17 protein-coding genes and 2 pseudogenes are annotated in these 17,004 nt (G+C 35.8%); 14 read left to right on the plus strand and 5 right to left on the minus strand.

Annotated elements, in window-relative coordinates; genetic code table 11:
• Positions 1–8: 8 nt before the first annotated feature.
• The 4 genes from JOC86_RS20745 to JOC86_RS20760 all read left to right on the plus strand — a co-directional run bounded on the left by JOC86_RS20745 (position 9) and on the right by JOC86_RS20760 (position 3,912).
• Complete coding sequence (locus JOC86_RS20745; RefSeq protein ID WP_205174860.1) at positions 9–263, plus strand: hypothetical protein; 255 nt, start codon at positions 9–11, stop codon at positions 261–263.
• 96 nt (positions 264–359) lie between these two features.
• Entirely contained in the window at positions 360–638 is a 279-nt protein-coding gene (locus JOC86_RS20750; RefSeq protein WP_205174861.1) for a hypothetical protein, read from the plus strand.
• A gap of 174 nt (positions 639–812) precedes the next feature.
• On the plus strand, positions 813–2,993 hold the full coding sequence (locus JOC86_RS20755) for an FUSC family protein (RefSeq protein WP_239587750.1): 2,181 nt from the start codon (positions 813–815) through the stop codon (positions 2,991–2,993).
• Between the two features lie 424 nt (positions 2,994–3,417).
• Positions 3,418–3,912 carry a DUF2798 domain-containing protein gene (locus tag JOC86_RS20760; RefSeq protein ID WP_205174862.1) on the plus strand — a complete coding sequence of 165 codons (495 nt, stop codon included), beginning with the start codon at positions 3,418–3,420 and terminating at the stop codon, positions 3,910–3,912.
• A 314-nt stretch (positions 3,913–4,226) separates the two neighbouring features.
• On the opposite strand, the gene JOC86_RS20765 is transcribed toward JOC86_RS20760, so the two are convergent.
• The 4 genes from JOC86_RS20765 to JOC86_RS20780 all read right to left on the minus strand — a co-directional run bounded on the left by JOC86_RS20765 (position 4,227) and on the right by JOC86_RS20780 (position 6,151).
• A complete protein-coding gene (locus JOC86_RS20765; protein WP_205174863.1) occupies positions 4,227–4,712 on the minus strand; it encodes a thioredoxin family protein in 486 nt (161 codons plus the stop codon).
• Positions 4,709–5,140, minus strand: coding sequence for a disulfide oxidoreductase (locus tag JOC86_RS20770; RefSeq protein WP_205174864.1), 432 nt, complete (start codon positions 5,138–5,140; stop codon positions 4,709–4,711). The genes JOC86_RS20765 and JOC86_RS20770 overlap by 4 nt, the downstream gene beginning before the upstream one ends.
• A 143-nt stretch (positions 5,141–5,283) precedes the next feature.
• Entirely contained in the window at positions 5,284–5,619 is a 336-nt protein-coding gene (locus JOC86_RS20775; protein WP_205174865.1) for a hypothetical protein, read from the minus strand.
• 208 nt (positions 5,620–5,827) lie between these two features.
• Positions 5,828–6,151: a hypothetical protein gene (locus JOC86_RS20780; RefSeq protein ID WP_205174866.1), complete on the minus strand. Its 324-nt coding sequence runs from the start codon at positions 6,149–6,151 to the stop codon at positions 5,828–5,830.
• Positions 6,152–6,484: 333 nt separating this feature from the next.
• Here JOC86_RS20780 and JOC86_RS20785 point away from each other — a divergent pair, with 333 nt between their 5' ends.
• The 9 genes and pseudogenes from JOC86_RS20785 (at position 6,485) to JOC86_RS20825 (ending at position 15,512) form a co-directional block, all read left to right on the plus strand.
• Positions 6,485–6,877 carry a GntR family transcriptional regulator gene (locus tag JOC86_RS20785; protein WP_205174867.1) on the plus strand — a complete coding sequence of 131 codons (393 nt, stop codon included), beginning with the start codon at positions 6,485–6,487 and terminating at the stop codon, positions 6,875–6,877.
• Entirely contained in the window at positions 6,874–7,722 is an 849-nt protein-coding gene (locus tag JOC86_RS20790; RefSeq protein WP_205174868.1) for an ABC transporter ATP-binding protein, read from the plus strand. The genes JOC86_RS20785 and JOC86_RS20790 overlap by 4 nt, the downstream gene beginning before the upstream one ends.
• A 1-nt stretch (position 7,723) precedes the next feature.
• Positions 7,724–8,347: an ABC-2 transporter permease gene (locus JOC86_RS20795; protein ID WP_205174869.1), complete on the plus strand. Its 624-nt coding sequence runs from the start codon at positions 7,724–7,726 to the stop codon at positions 8,345–8,347.
• Between the two features lie 942 nt (positions 8,348–9,289).
• On the plus strand, positions 9,290–10,792 hold the full coding sequence (locus JOC86_RS20800; protein ID WP_205174870.1) for a malate:quinone oxidoreductase: 1,503 nt from the start codon (positions 9,290–9,292) through the stop codon (positions 10,790–10,792).
• A 294-nt stretch (positions 10,793–11,086) separates the two neighbouring features.
• Positions 11,087–11,413: pseudogene (locus JOC86_RS20805) on the plus strand (DUF5412 domain-containing protein); the annotation flags it as partial.
• Between the two features lie 305 nt (positions 11,414–11,718).
• Positions 11,719–12,642, plus strand: a complete 924-nt coding sequence (locus JOC86_RS20810) for an AAA family ATPase (protein WP_205174871.1) — start codon at positions 11,719–11,721, stop codon at positions 12,640–12,642.
• A 29-nt stretch (positions 12,643–12,671) separates the two neighbouring features.
• Complete coding sequence (locus tag JOC86_RS25225; protein ID WP_205174872.1) at positions 12,672–13,742, plus strand: DUF58 domain-containing protein; 1,071 nt, start codon at positions 12,672–12,674, stop codon at positions 13,740–13,742.
• Positions 13,743–13,757: 15 nt separating this feature from the next.
• On the plus strand, positions 13,758–14,438 hold the full coding sequence (locus JOC86_RS20820; RefSeq protein WP_205174873.1) for a hypothetical protein: 681 nt from the start codon (positions 13,758–13,760) through the stop codon (positions 14,436–14,438).
• Between the two features lie 249 nt (positions 14,439–14,687).
• Positions 14,688–15,512, plus strand: coding sequence for an MBL fold metallo-hydrolase (locus tag JOC86_RS20825; RefSeq protein WP_205174989.1), 825 nt, complete (start codon positions 14,688–14,690; stop codon positions 15,510–15,512).
• A 132-nt stretch (positions 15,513–15,644) separates the two neighbouring features.
• Here JOC86_RS20825 and gsiB read toward each other — a convergent pair.
• Positions 15,645–15,917 (minus strand): annotated as a pseudogene (gene gsiB / locus JOC86_RS20830) (glucose starvation-inducible protein GsiB); the annotation flags it as partial.
• Positions 15,918–16,490: 573 nt separating this feature from the next.
• Between gsiB and JOC86_RS20835 the strand changes: the two are divergent.
• Positions 16,491–16,958, plus strand: coding sequence for a hypothetical protein (locus tag JOC86_RS20835; RefSeq protein ID WP_205174875.1), 468 nt, complete (start codon positions 16,491–16,493; stop codon positions 16,956–16,958).
• Positions 16,959–17,004 lie beyond the last annotated feature (46 nt).

The raw sequence follows: 17,004 nt of genomic DNA on the forward strand, positions 1-17,004 counted from the left end.
GAATAAATATGATTGTTTCTCATCGTCATAAATTTATCTTTTTGAAAGCGAAAAAAACAGCTGGAACAAGCATTGAGATATCTTTATCGCGCTATTGTGGAGATAAAGATATTATTACTCCCATTTCTCCAAAAGATGAACTAATAAGAAAGAGTATAAATAAATTTCCGCAAAATCATCAATGTCAAACACATCAATATTATAATCATATGTCCGCAGCTGAGGTTAAAGGGTTAATAGGGGAACAAATATGGAATTCATAGTTTAAATTTTGCTTTGATAGAAATCCTTGGGATAAAGTCATTTCCTATTACTATTTTATCAATCGGTCTCCTGTGAAAGAAAGCTTTAAAGATTTTATGAAAAATGGGGGATACAAAAAAGCTTACAACTTTCCTATTTATTCAATTGAAAAGCAACCAGCTATTGGTTTTATTGGCCATTATGAATCCATGAATCCTGATTTGAAAACCGTTTGTGAAAATCTCTCAATTCCTTTTGATGGTTGGTTACCAAATGCGAAGGGGGACTATAGAATAAATCGCCATCATTATCGGGATTATTATCATAACAATCACGCTGAAATGGTTAGAAATTACTATGAAAAAGAGATTGACCTATTAAAGTATGTATTTTAATCGAGGTGATAGCCCTTAGCTTAAAACGTTATTGTTGCTATATGGCTAGCACCTTTTGTTTTAAAACTAAGCACAAAACTTGCACAATTCCCCACATCTAAGTAGCCTATATACAATAAGATTGGGTACGATAAGAAAGAGCACGAACTCAATAAATTGTAAACTGAAGGTATGATGAAAATGCAGCGATTACATATACAACATCATTGGCTTGGGAGACTCCTTGCGTCTGATCCTGGACGGAAACGATTTCAGCAAGCTGGGAAAGCTACCATTAGTTTAATATCTGGAGTATTCATCACGCTTTGGATATTGCGTACAATGGGGTACGATCTCATCACTCCAGCCATCGTATCCGGGATGGCTGGGATGATGGGAATCATGGTCGTCATGGATGAAACGGAAAAGAAGAAGAAAGGAACCACCTTGCTTCTTGGAGTTTCTGCTTGTATGGGCGTTACTTTAGGTTCCATCTTTGCTGATTCCTTCTTTATTATTGATGTCTTCATGATTCTTGTCATTTTCAATGCCTTTTATCTAACTAGATTTGAGGTTCGCTATTTTTCTCTATGCATGATTGGCTTTATGACCATCTATATTTCTTCTGTTATAAAAGTCACACCTGAACAGCTTCCGCTATTTTATATGGGAGCGTTAATCGGAGCCATGTTTGCGTATTTATACAACTTCCATATCTTCAAGGATTCAGCACAGGTTTTGAAAAGAGGAATGCGTTCCTTTCACATCCAATCGAATCTTACGTTTTCCATTCTAATTCGAGTCATTGAGGATCCTGAAACGAATCCGAAAAGGTTGAAAAATCTTGAAAAAAATGTTCATAAACTTATTGAATATGCAAGATCCGTTTCAAGTGATTTGAATGCACATGATGTAAGAATAATATGGCCAGGTCTTCAAACCTCGCAACTGAGACTTTATGTCTTTGACATCATCATGCTTGTTGAGACGTTAACCGACTCCATTCAAAAGCTGAAAAAATCAGATGCCCTTGAATATGAAGAGTTACGGAAATTCTTAGTTTGGGTTGTTGAAGCACTGAGGGATGCAGAAGTCCTCGCTCATAACTATGAACCTAGGCATTTGGAAGAGGCGGAAAAAGCTTTGCAAGCATTAAGATTTCTTTTGAACGATTTACTTGATGAGGATCGAAAGCCGGAAAACTGGTTATATCTTATACGTCGAATCGAATCCATTACCAATCACGTTATAGAAGGGGCAACGACCATTCAGCAAGCCCTCCGATGCCCTGGAAAGGGTATCGAAAATCGAGAGAACGAACCGGAGACCCTGGATGAAGATAAACCTAACAATCCGGAAGAAGAAGGATTAAAGCCATCTACGAAGAAGGCTTATCAAGCATTAGTAGCAGGAACATTGTCTATTATTATTGGACAAATCCTTTCTCCGACACAGCCTTATTGGGTTCTTCTTACGGCATTTATTGTGTTACTTGGTACGGAATCGGTAGGAAGAACTTATACAAAAGGGTTCCAGCGCTCATTTGGAACGATAATTGGGGCAATCATTGGTTTTGGGTTGGCGAAGTTAGTATCTGGTCATACTACCTTGGAAATAACCCTTTTATTTATCGTTATTTTTCTAGCTTTTTATGTGTTCACGGTTTCCTACACGATGATGAGTATGTTTATTACCATGCTTGTAGCTTTTATGTACGATATTTTACTAGGGGGGATCTCCCTCGAACTAATGGGATCTCGGGTGATCGATACGATTGCAGGTGCAGCCATTGCCTTTATTGTCTCCGCCTTTATTTTTCCAAAGAAAACAAAGGACAAAGTTGCAGATACCTTTGATGACTTTTTAATGGAATTGAATCCATATTTGATCACCTATATTCGTGGATTTAGGGAAGATGTTAATGTGAAAGGGCTTGCAGATCGAGCATTTGAGATTGATCAGAAAATGCAATCAATCAAAGATCAAGCAAAAACATTGCTTCAACGAGAAGGAGCTTTTAGCCGTAATGGCATATCCCGTTGGGTTACGATTTTCACTGCAATCAATTATTATGCGAAACATTTAGTTGCCTCATCTTATCGTAAGAACTTTGAATATCCAGATGAACTCGTGGAAACCTTCAAAACAATGGAAACCAAGCTAGATCACAATATTGAAGTGTTACGTAAGCTTATTAAAGGAACAGAGAGGAAAGGGGTCATCTATCATTTGGAGTATGAAAGAGAGAAGATTGAAAGATTGGCTCCAAAACGTAAACAAGCTCATCGTGATCTGATTCATCATCTTTACTATGTGTGGCGAATTAATCAATCCTTAGTGGCGTTAGGGGTTGGATTAGGAGCTAGGGAAGAATAAACAAGCTGTTAGAAGACTGAGAGTCCCAGTTAGAGTGCTTTATTAATACAGGCTCTTTTCGTAATGATTATGGTTATTTAACCCACAGCCTGAATACACTTCGGTTTCCGCGGGTGCACTGTGAGCCTCCGGGGTCTCACTTTGGCCACTATTCCAGCCCAGCAGAAGTCTACGTGTATTCAGGCTGCTCAATGCTTCTAAAGTGTATTTCCGACGTATCTCAGGTTGCAACAAATTTTTAGAAAACAGCCTTAATAAAAGACAAATAGGAATGACGTGTGGATTGGCACACGTCATTTTCTTTTTTAGGGTTTTAACATAACAATTAAAATAAAGGTAAGAATAATCGTTCACAAAATGTTCACTTATGAGGAGGTTTCCGCTATCGCTATAATTACAAGGTATTAAGAAGGGATGATGGAAATTGCCGAAAACTAAGAAAGAAAATGTTTATTTTGGGCTGATGATGTGCTTTGGGATGGTAGTAGTTATGACATTTTATAATTTATTTATAAATGGCTTGATTGGAATTGTACCTATTAAAGGGATACTCATTCAACTTATACTAGGCTTTATCATTGCTTTCCTATTGGAGTTATTTATTGTCAGTCCAGTGGCACAGAAAATGGCTTTTTCTTTGCCATATGACAAATCTAACAAAATCTTCGTGATCCTATCCATTTCATTTTTTATGGTAGTTGGAATGGTTTTCTTTATGTCCCTTTATGGGTTGGGGACCGCCTATTACTTTAACAGCCTAGGTGAAGAATCATTACTAAACAGTTACTATTCCATTGCTTTAAGAAATTTTATTTTTGCTTTTCCACTACAACTGATCATTATGGGGCCTTTTGTTCGGTATATATTTAGTAAATTCGTTAAAGGTCAAAGTTTGGTGGAAACTGGTAGTGTAAGATAGAACTTTTTCATCTAAAAGTGAAATCGCTCAAGAATTAAGTGAACATCTTTCACAAACAGGCGAAGCAGTCAAACCTAATGGAGAAAGAGAAGCAAACCTACACCCTCCAAAGGGAAGATTCTTTGAAGGGGTAAGGGTTTTTTTAGGGAAGATTGGTTTTTCCCATGAATGAGAAGATAATTTAAATCATGAACGAATACCAATTTTTTTGGAAAGAATAAAAGCAGGATGTCCCAAATGAATGAGGGAGAAGCCGACATGTATTCCGGTTCTGTACCCATATGGGACAGTCCATTATTTAGACAAAGATTTGCTTATTCATCATTATTAATTGATTTAAGCCATTTCTCGAGATTCCTTTTACTTTCCGCACCTACTAATCTATCTACTTCTTTTCCATCCTGATAGTGAATAATAGTAGGAGTTCCTTCAATATTATATGTTTTTGCTCCCTGCTTAAATTCTAATAAGTTAAATAAATAGAGGTTTACTCCATGTTCCTTTGCCAAAGGAACAAGAATCGGAGTTGTTTTTTCACAGTGGCCGCAAAGTGGACTATAAAAATAGACTGTTATATCCTCCTTGTTTTTTAATGATTTCTCAAAGGACGCTGGAGTAATAATATTTTTATATAGAGGATCTTCAAGCTGTAAAAGTGTTTTTCCATGGAGTTCTTCCTTATTATATAATTTTTGTCCTGTTGCTAAGTTTTTATCGGGCCATAAAAAATAGGTGCCCAAACCAATTACAAGTAATACACCTAAAACTAATAATGATACCTTTTTTAATTGTGTTTTCATTTGATTTTCTCCTTCAATAATCGATATATAAACAGACTAAAAACAATCATCATCAGAAAGCTAATCAAAGATAGAAAGGGAATCGTAATGAATCCTAGTCCATTAATATATTGAGCTTGACAAGCTAAGTCCACGCAAAGATTATTTTGTTGAAAAAAAGTGGTTTTTTGGACTAGATAATGATATAAGGCAAAGCCAATACCAAAAAAAGAAAGCAGTAGAATATAAAGGTATTGAGTATAGTCCCTTTTTAGAAAAGCCACTAATGAAATGATCGTGATTGGATACATGAATATTCTCTGAATCCAGCATAATTTACAAGGCACATATCTTAATATTTCTGATAGAAAAAGACTACCTAAAGTAGCTAACAATGAAACTGAGACAATCAAAAAAAGAAAAGTGTCCATTTTCTTGTTGGTTTTCATTTTTCAACTCCTAAGCTATCTATTGTTAAAAAGAAAGCTTTAGCCCCAATATTGGACTAAAGCTAACTTCCAAGTATGCAAGTTTTTATAGGAATTCGCAGAGTGTTAAAAAATAGGTTCCTGACCGAACCTATTTATTTACATTATCCAATGACGTCACAGACTTTTTCTGTTACACCATTGTAGTCACCATAGTTATCACAGAACCATTCTGCACCGTAATCATAAAGCTTTTTCGCTAACCAACTAAGACCAGCGGCAGCAAGAACACCTGCAGCCCAAACGATGATAGGAGCAACTTGAGCCTCTACTTCTTGATCTCCATATTTATCGGTATTTCTATCTTTGTCTACTTTAATATCCATATCCTCAGAAAAACTAGCTGCGCTGGCACTAGTAGTAATTACCGTACTACTCATCGTTCCAAAGATAAATGCAAATGCCATTAAGACGGCGAACATTTTTTTAACTAGATTCATCCCTAATCCCTCCATTTAATTCACAAATAATTTCCTAGTTTCTTAGTTGAAGTAAGTTTGAATACGAATAAAATTGGGTTATAATAGAATCATACTGAAAGTTCTAGCTTAAGTAATGAACTTTAGTGAACATGCATATATTTGTTGTATGCATCGTGTTTTGTAGAGTATAAAAATAGGTTTCCTGCCCGAAATCTATTTTTATACTTTAGCCAATAACATCACAAACCTTATCTGTGACACTATTGTAATCACCATAGTTATCGCAGAACCATTCTGCGCCCATGTCAAGTAGCTTGTCAGCTAACCATTTAAGACCTGCTGCTGCAAGAACCCCTGCAGCCCAAACAATAATTGGGGCAACCTGTGCTGATACCTCTTGATCTCCATATTTATCCTCATTTGATGTCTTCTCTACTTTTACTACCATACTAGCCGCTTCTACTTTTGCTGTCGTAAATGCACTACTCATCGTCCCGAAGATAAATGCAAAGGCCATTAAGACTGCCAAAGATTTTTTTGCTAATTTCATCCATTTTCACCTCCTTTTTCCTTGCAAGGCAATTATATCATCGGCTAGAATTTATTACCATATTAACCTTTATAAATGGATTAAAAAGGTATTATCCTACCAATAATCTTTTTTTATATGTGGAAATATGTATTATTTTGTCGAATTCAGTGGTAATTAAGTAGGTGTATATGTGTACATACACACATATACTTTTTTTGAAATAGATAAATATTCCTTTTTTAGTCTGATTGTTATGTATTTACAGAAAGTTTACAATGCAAATAAATAGGATAAAGTATACATTGTGTATATGTATATACACAATGTATACTAAGTAAATGAGGAAACCATATGAATATATTAATATCTAATAACTCAAAACTACCTTTATATGTACAAATTGAAAATCAAATTAAACAGAAGATTTTAGAAGGCTCATTAAAATCAGGAGATCGTCTGCCTTCGATGCGAGTGTTGGCAAAAAATTTAAAAATTAGCCTTATTACCACCAAAAAAGCCTATGAAAATTTAGAGAAAGAAGGGTATTTAAAAACCATTGTCGGGAAGGGAACTTTTGTTATTCAAAAAGAATTACATGAGTTTAATCATCTTAAACAATCTAAAATCGTTGAATTAAAAGCAGAAATTCATAGGATTGTTTCAGAGGCCAAAAATTTAGGGATTACTGATGAAGAGCTTATCGCCTGGATTAAAGAGTACTTCACTGAGGAGGATAGCCATTGAACGCCATTGAATTAAATAAAATAAGTAAAAAAAGGGAGAACTTTTTCCTAGAGGATATTGATTTGAAAATTCCTGAAGGATTCATAACTGGTTTTATTGGACCGAATGGTGCTGGGAAAAGTACCATCATTAAAATCATTATGGATGTGATAAAAGCAGACAATGGAGAAGTTTTATTATTTGGCGAGCCACATGATAAGCATATGCTAAGAGAAAATATAGGGATTGTGTATGACAACCTTTATATGTATGAAGACCTGACATTAAAGCAAATAAAAAAGAGTGTTGCTCCATTTTATCGAAATTGGGACGAGAAAGCCTATGAATCCTATATTGAAAAATTTAAGCTCCCAGATAATAAGAAACTTAAGCATTTTTCAAAAGGAATGACGATGAAAGCTTCCTTGATATTGGCTTTATCCCATGCTCCTAGATTGATCATCATGGATGAACCGACATCTGGATTGGACCCGTTAGTTAGGAGAGACCTTCTTGGAATCATAAGAGATCTGATGATTGACGAACAAAAGACGGTGTTTTTCTCAAGCCATATAACGACAGATTTAGATAATTTAGCAGACTATATTGTTTTTATTTATAATGGGAAAATTGTTTTTCAGAAGGATATTGAAGAAATCAAGCAGACCTTCCATATCGTAAAGGGGCATAAAAACGACCTTTCAGATAATGTAAAAAGTAAATTAGTATCATGGGAACATACAGATGAATTGTTTACAGGCTTGTTGGAAGGTAGTTCAGCCGCAGTGGATAAGAATGAAAACATTCTAATCGAAGAACCCACTCTTGAGGATATTATGTATTATAAAACTAAGGAGAGATCCTAAATTGGTACACATACTCAAAAAAGATCTGTTAGTAAATAAAAGCTACCTTTGGTTAATTTTAGCGTTTTTAGCTGCGTTCTATATTATGAACTTTCCTACACAAATCATTTTCTTCATGATTGCTTTCGGGGTATTGGTCAATACCTTCTATTATGATGAAAAATCAAAAGCAGATATTTATTATGTTAGTTTACCGATAAAAAGGAGTAATTTAGTATTATTTCGATACTTATTTTTCTTCTTGTTCTCTTTGTGTCTTGCTCTAGTTATGCTAGTGGTTGATTATGGATTGAGAGAAATATTTAGTGATTACATAAAAACAGAGCGACTAAACTGGGTATATATAGTTGGGGTAGTAGTCATGTTTCTTCTGTTTACATCGACACTGCTACCGTTCTTATATAAATTTGGGCTTATGAAAGGAATGGCCTATTGCGGACTATTCCTTCTCATCATCATTGGCTCGATCATGATGAGTGAAAGCTTAGTCGGTTTTCTTTCAGATCTTGCCCTTAAGATTCTTTCCATCAATCCAATTTTAATGCCGTTGAGTATTGGTCTATTATTTATTTTAGTCTCGGGTTTTATCTCTGTATTTATTTATGAGAAGAAGGATTTGGGGTAAGGGCTGGAGTAGGGATTATAATTAATGGGTTTGCTTTAAGTGCACAAAAACTTATATAACATATAGATTAGCAGTCCAATTAACATAAAATTGGGCTGCTTTTTTTGGTGGGGTGGGAAGAAAAAGGACGTTCATCAGAGTGATGAAAGCCGAATTTGAATCGAATCATAAGAAAAAGGACGTTCATCAGAGTGATGAAAGCCCAAAAAAGGTGGAGTAATAGGAAGAAGGGTGTTCATCAGAGTGATGAAAGCCCAAAATAGGTTGAGTAACAGGAAAAAGGTCGTTCATCGGAGTGATGAAAGCCCAAAATAGGTTGAGTAATAGGAAAAAGGGTGTTCATCGGAGTGATGAGAGCCATGATCTATAAATTCAAAAATGCAAAAAGATCTTTCATAACTGTTAAATAAAACTGTCTAAAAACATGGTAATCATCGTTTTTAGGCATCCTCATTTCTCTGTTAAGAAAATACTGGCATTCACATTTCAATATTACTATTTACCTTCAAATTTACCCCTTACTTTGTAGCAAAGTGTTCTCCAACATTGTCCTTATCTTTTTTATCAGGGTTGTCCAGTAAAGTGAAACACAGAATATGGTAAAATGGTAATATCAATCAAAGAGGAATATGGGGATATGCTTATGTTGAAACAAGAATCTATGAAGAAATTATTAATCATAGGTTAAAGAAAGAGCTAGCAAGATCCGATGCTGGATTTGAAAATGGAAGTGACACACTTTTCACTTTTTACCAGCATAAAATAGTTTATAATTATCAGTTAATGGTAGATATTTTAATCTATAAATAATTATAATAGACTATGGTATGATTATATTATGGAGACAGAAAAAGTGTGTTCCTAGGTGGCACCTTGCTTTTTGTGTATCTAAATGGGAGCGCATATTCTTTTTTACAAATATAGGGGATGAGGAAGGATATCATGAGCAGCTTACAGAAAAAAACAGACGTTATCTTAATTGGTGCCGGAGTCATGAGCGCTACTTTGGGATCATTACTGAAAGAGTTGGCACCGGAATGGGAAATAAAAGTCTTTGAGAAACTCGCAAGCGCAGGAGAGGAAAGTTCTAACGAATGGAATAATGCGGGAACGGGGCATGCTGCACTGTGCGAGCTGAACTACACAAACGAAAAACCGGACGGATCTATAGATATTAGCAAGGCAATTAAAATTAATGAACAGTTTCAGCTTTCAAGACAGTTTTGGTCTTATCTTGTAAACAATAATCTGATTCGTAATCCGCAAGACTTTATCATGCCGTTACCTCATATGAGTTTAGTACAAGGAGAAAAAAATGTAGCGTTTTTGAAAAAACGTTTTAAAGCGCTTTCAAACAATCCTCTGTTTCAAGGAATGGAATTTTCCGATGATCCGGAAAAACTGAAGGAATGGATTCCGCTTATTATGGAAGGCCGGACAACGAACGAACCGATAGCGGCAACAAAAATCGACTCTGGAACGGATGTCAACTTTGGCGCTTTAACTCGCATGTTGTTTGACCACTTAAATAGTAAAAACGTCGATATAAACTACAAACACAGTGTTGAGGATATTAAACGTACTAGCGATGGCTCGTGGGAAGTCAAGGTGCATAATATCGAGAGCGGTAATATCGAATACCATATCGCAAAATTTGTCTTTATCGGCGGTGGGGGCGGAAGTCTGCATTTATTACAAAAAACCGGTATTCCTGAATCAAAACATATTGGAGGATTCCCGGTAAGTGGACTATTTATGGTATGTAACAATCCAGAAGTTGTAGAGCAGCATCATGCAAAGGTATACGGTAAAGCTAAGGTTGGAGCTCCTCCTATGTCTGTTCCGCATCTTGATACAAGATATATCAACAACAAAAAATCATTGCTCTTTGGACCGTTTGCCGGATTCTCACCAAAATTCTTAAAAACGGGTTCGAATTTTGATTTGATAGGTTCCGTAAAACCGAATAATGTCTTCACAATGTTAGCAGCAGGCGTAAAAGAGATGGCATTGACAAAATACCTGATCCAGCAAGTCATGTTATCGAATGAAAAGCGCATGGAAGAAATACGCGAGTTTATTCCGAACGCCAAAAGCGAGGATTGGGACATAGTAGTAGCAGGTCAACGTGTGCAAGTGATCAAAGATACTGAGACCGGCGGTAAGGGAACACTTCAATTCGGTACGGAAGTTGTTAGTGCCGCTGATGGCTCGATCGCTGCATTGCTCGGCGCTTCTCCGGGTGCTTCTACTGCCGTTCACGTTATGCTTGAGGTATTAGAAAAATGCTTCCCACAATATATGAACGAGTGGGAACTGAAAATAAAAGAAATGATTCCTTCTTATGGCGTGTCACTAGTAGAAAATCCAGAGCTTTTCCAAGAAATCCATACTTCTACAGGGCAGGCACTTAGTCTAAGCGAGAAAGAATTGGTTTATAGTTAATTCTTTGGAAGAATCAAGGTTAGATCGTTAGTTAGCTAGCTCTCTAAAACTTTTGGGTTTAATTAAAATCTTCTTCCACAATCGGACGCATTTCCACAAGGAAAGCGTCCTTTTTAATGGATTAAAAGGTTGAGATAAATTATAAGATCATTCTAATTATATAATCGAGTAGTTTTATTAAATAAAGTGGTTTATAAAAAAGGAGCTTGAAGTATGGTTTCAGAATACCAAAATGCAGCTGTAGAATACGAGGGAAAAAGAAAATACAAATTAATAATAAAGACATATATATAAATTGGTTTGTTTATCTTTGCTATAGGTGTATATGGTGTATATTGGGCATTTTATGATATGAATAGGTTGCCGACAGGAGAATATCTTACAGAAGAAACATCACCTGATGGAAAGTACACTTTAAAAGTATACGTAACAAATGGAGGAGCGACTACTTCTTATTCTATCCGAGGAGAGTTAGTATTTAACGAACAAAATAATAAGGCTAAGAATATTTATTGGAACTATCGTGAAGAGACAGCGGATATTATTTGGAAGGATCATAATACAGTAGTAATAAACGGACATACATTAGAGGTTCCAGGTGATAAATTTGATTTTAGACATATCAATGATGAATCAGTTAAACGGGCTTATCCTTATCGGGGTAGGCTCTTTTTCGTGAAATGGTCGCTTTTCAAGAGTGAGAGATGTGTCTCTCTATGCACATAGGATCAGGAATTGAAGTGAGATAGGGGACTCCATAATATAAGAATTTCCCTTGTTTTCATTTCACCAACGTTTATACAACCATCAATATGGTCCATTAATCGTGTTTTACTGGAAATATTATTATAATTTTCTGTTTTTTATCACTATATAAACATTTAATGTGTTACCATAATATTACATATGGAGATAGGGGTGGAGAAATGCTACAAAGCATTAAAGAAAATATATCAAAAGTAATGATAGATAAAGAGAAAGAAATAGAGTTGATGATCATTGCGATATTAAGTGATGGTCATATTCTTCTTGAAGATGTACCTGGCACTGGAAAAACGACAATGGCAAAGTGTTTTTCGAAAAGTATTGATGGTACGTTTAACCGACTACAATTCACTCCAGATACGCTTCCCTCTGATATTGTCGGACAGGAATACTTTGATGTGAAAACAAGTGATTTTAAAGTGAGGAAGGGTCCTGTATTTAATAATGTCCTACTAATAGATGAGATTAATCGTGCTGTTCCCCGTACTCAATCGGCCCTCTTGGAATTAATGGAGGAAAAGAATGTTACGCTAGGAGGAGTGACCTATCCTTTACCGAAGCCATTCTGCGTTATTGCCACACAAAATCCATATGACTCGATTGGGACTTTTCCGTTACCGGATGCACAGCTCGATCGCTTTCTTTTAACGATTAAACAAGGGTATCCATCTCGAGAGAAAGAAAAAACGATGTTGAGAAGATTCCGTTCTTCTAATCCTATGGAAACCATCGAAACCGTCATTTCGACCTTAGATGTTATCCAGCTAAAAGAAAAAGTAAAAGAGGTCAGGGTATCAGAGGATATTGAAGATTACTTAATGGATATTGTCCAGAAGACGAGGCACCACAACCATGTTGAGATTGGGGTAAGTCCGAGGGGGTCGCTTGCTTATATGAGAGCCATTCAATCGAGGGCATTTCTCTATGGACGAGATTTTTGCACGCCAGACGATGTAAAAACAATGGCATTGCCATTACTTGCTCATAGAATCTCTTTAAATGTAGAGGGAGAAGTGAAAACATCCAAAGAAACAATCATCGAAGAAATACTTGATAGTACTTCTGTCCCTGTCGAAACAGTATGAGGATTCATAAAGAAACACCCTTCATCCTTGTGCCAATTGTCTTAATTTTTGTTTTCATTCTATTAATTATTTGCAGCTTGGCAGGCTACTCTCTTCTTGTATTTTTATTGGCGATGATTTTATCCTTAGCAACTATATCTCATTTTTATTTGAAGTATCAGCATAATAAAATATCGTGGAGTTTCAAAAAATACCTGGATTCATCAAGTATTGACGAAGACGTCAAGTGCTATATCGAAATGAAGAACGAATCGGCACTTCCTATCTATCATCTTAAAATGAACATAGAAAGCAGGAGTGATAATGAAATAGTTTTTGTAGAAGGGGGTAAGGAAAGCAGTATCCTTTCTATAAAAATTGATCTACCGGCAAAATCACAAAAAACCATTGCCTTTAGCTTGAAAGGGAAAGGTAGAGGACATCATCAATGGTCGAATTTCGAGTTTTTGGTGAGAGATCCCGTACTTTTACAGTCTTATCGCTTAGAGTACGCTATGAATGAGCTACCGAAATTCAAAGTGGTGCCTAGAATTCTTAAGATGAATGATTTAAAGTTAAAATCGATTCTACAGGGCTATAAACGGACAAATCATTCTTTATATTTGGACGAAACAAGCATTATTGGAACAAAAGATTACGAGAATGAAAGCTTTCGACAAATCCATTGGTTGGCCACCGCAAAAGAGAATAAGCTTCTTTCGAAGAAATATCAGAAATTGCATGGTGAAATTTATTCTGTTTTTTTAAACGTGGTTGGAGCTGGACACTTTCATCTCAGAAAAGACATGGAAGAGCTTATTGAATACAGCGTATCAGTCTGTCTACATCTTATTAGTGAAGGATGCAAGATTGAGCTTTGGGTGAATTATTTAACAGAGCAACATGAAATTTTACACTTAGAAAATGATCTGAACCGCGGCCAGTTAAAAAAAATGATCGGCACCATGGCACTCATTAACCCCGATGGAATGTTCTTTTCGACAGAACGATTTTTTCAATATGCCCTCAGACACAAAGATAGCAAGTCACTAGGCTTAATCATCGGCACTGCCCCTGAATCAAATCGACGCCAACAACAGCTTCTGCACATCAAACAGTAAGAAGGAGGTTTCACATTGCTGAAAAAAATAGGATTAGGACTACTTTTCTTACTTTTGTGTGTTAGTTTGAGCTATGGAGTGATGAGTACTACAGATATTGTATCTGACAAGATTAGGAATTTTTATAATGAAGAAAACCAAGGAGGCGGAAGTGAGTTGGGCTCAAGTCATCTTGGTTCAGGTAGAACTATTTCTGAAAGACGACTTGAAGAACCAGTCACAGTTGATGAATATCTACCATGGTTTGCGGAGCCCTTTACTGGTATAGGTGTAGTGGGGGACAGTTTGTTAGATAATGTGAAAAAATATGCAATAGAAATACTTCTTCCGTTAGTAGCAGTTATCTTTCTTATTTGTATTCATCGTTATAGAAAGAAAAAAAGAGAAAAAGAAATGAAGATTACTTCAGCTACCATTAAAGATAAGTTGTTATTAATGAAGGATCATTCTAATGAAAACAGTGGCACCAACATGTCTGCCTCACTCGAGGAAATAAATGAGATTAGGAGAATAGTTAGAGATTGGGAGCGTCAGCTAAATTTTCTAGCTAGGAAGAAAGCAAATGAAACTATTCAAGAATGGTTTGAGAGAATAAATGGCCCTGTTGAGATAATCCCTATCTACGAAAAAGTCCGATATGGTGAGAAGATTAGTACTAAACAGGAGCTGTTGTATCTGAGGAAAGTATTAAAGTGAGAGACTAATAAGGGTTTAGATTTAATGAAACCTTTTCTTAATTATTCGTAATATTAAACATAAAAATCTGAGGGGGATATAAGCTACAACGAATTTTTTCTTTGGTGGTATCACTTTTTTTATACAAAAGTAACGGAAGAATTAATTACAAACGGCATGATAAAAGTCAGTGGACAAGAAAATCAAACGTATATTGTTTGTTTAGACTGTTAATAAGTTTGATCCAGTTGAAATAGTAAAGGAGGTATTATAATGAATCATCTTTGTATAACCTGCGGAGTTCAATACAAACAATCAAAAGAGACCCCTTCAAACTGCATCATTTGTAATGAGGAACGACAGTACGTTAATCCAAACGGGCAAACCTGGACTACTTTGGAGGAAATGAGACAAGGACAGAACTATAAAAATGAGATTAATAGAGAAGAGGTTGGCTTGTATAGTATTAAAACGGTTCCTAAGTTTGCAATTGGTCAGACGGCTTATTTCGTGCAGGGGAATGGATTTAATCTGTTGTGGGATTGTATCACTTACTTGGATCAGAGTACCATCACCCGAATCACAGAACTAGGCGGAATCGATGCCATCGCTTTATCACATCCCCATTATTACTCCACACAGATAGAATGGGCAGATGCCTTTGATGTACCGATTTACATTCATAAAGATGATCAGCAATGGATTACTAGACCGAGTGAAAAAATCATCCTTTGGTCTGGAGAATCATTGGAGCTGAAGGGGGGGCTAACCCTACATCGACTTGGAGGTCATTTTAAAGGAGGAGCTGTTCTTCATTGGGAAGAAGGCAATAAGAACAAGGGGGTTTTGTTAACAGGAGATATTATTCAAGTGGTAGCTGATCAACATTGGGTGAGCTTCATGTATAGCTATCCGAATTTAATCCCACTACCAGCGTACAAAGTACAACAAATCGCTGAGCAGGTCAGCCAGTTACGATTTAATCGAATATATAATGCCTTTCATGGAATTGTAAAAGAAAACGCAAATCAATCTGTACAAGCCTCGGCAAACCGATACGTAAAGGCTTTGAGCGGGGAGTTATTTGAAACATAAGTTCTAATGAATTTTGATCGAATTCATCTGAATTTTCCTAACCACATAAAAAGAAGCATGTACAATTTTTGTGCATGCTTCTTTTAACTATATCTCTAGTTATCTGTTAATGCCCTACTCTAAAAGGTGTTAATCATTCTTTCTTTGGTTACTGCGCGCTTCTCCGCCTTTTTCCCCGATGTCTTGATAGAACTCTTTATCATGGCTCTTGGAAGTGGCTTCACCGCCTTTTTCGCCAATTTCTTGATAGAACTCTTTATCATGGTTCTTAGAAGTAGCTTCACCGCCTTTTTGCCCGATTTCTTGATAGAATTCTTTATCATGGTTCTTAGAAGTAGCTTCTCCGCCTTTTCTACCTGCTTCCTCTACACTCATTTTTTCATTTTTATTATTATCTTTAGTCATTGTTAATCTCCTCCTTTAATTTTATATAGATTGAGAGCTTGTCTAACTAGTTTCTTAATTTGTTTTTACCCAAATCGCTGCTTCATTATTTGATCGTAAAGGTGGAAATGTTTCATTTTTTCTAACTTGATTTCTTATTCATCACTACTTGGATCAAAAGCTGAGGTACTATCGTATAACCATCAAATTCATAAACCGAATTTTCTGGTGTCTTTCCCCCAGTTTTAAAACGGTCAGTCATTTGATACCTCCTCTTTGCTTGACGTAATGTTTAGGTTATCTTGTGTAACCTTGGTAATGTTGTTCCACCTTTTTTCGTATTTAAAACTCCTAATGATAGGTTTAATATTTTTGTAATGACTGTAAAAAACTTTGGAGGAAGTGGTAGCATAAAATACAGCAATATTGTTTTTTTTCTCTAGGGCTGTTTTCTAAACGATTGTTGTTTTTTAAGATCATAAATTTTTACGAAAACAGCCTTTCTCTAAAAGCGTAAATATCTCAAATCGATAAGAATGAATAAACATTTACATTCCTGTCATACAATAGAGTTAGAAGGAAAGAGGGGGAAAAATGACAGAAAAAGATAGGGTAAGGAATATAGTAAGCAAGTTATTAAAATTATCTGGCAGTGGAGTTAAGGTTAAAATCGAAGAAAGATGTCCATTAAATAGAAATATAGGTGGAAAATATAACTTACAACAGCATACAATAACATTGTATCAAGCAGAAATTAGAAAGCAGTGTGATTTACTATACCCAGGTAAAAATGTTTTCGACGATTATACAGCTGTTGTTTTTTCCCATGAGTTGGGACATGCAACAGATCGGTCACTTCAAAAACTAGTAGACTTATATGACCGAGTAGAAAAGCCATTTCAAAAAAGGAAAATAGAATTTCTTATTGAGGTTCAAGCATGGAAAAATGCCAAAAAGCTGGTACCCGATATTCCAGCTGCATTTTTTAATCATATAAAACATCATTCTTTAGAGAAATACTATATGGAGATTAATAAACATTATGAAGGAAATGCTTCATAAGAAAGAAGGGATAGGGTAGGTTTATTTTGCTCCAAAATTACAGGAT

Source organism: Rossellomorea pakistanensis, assembly GCF_016908495.1.
Lineage (GTDB): Bacteria > Bacillota > Bacilli > Bacillales > Bacillaceae_B > Rossellomorea > Rossellomorea pakistanensis.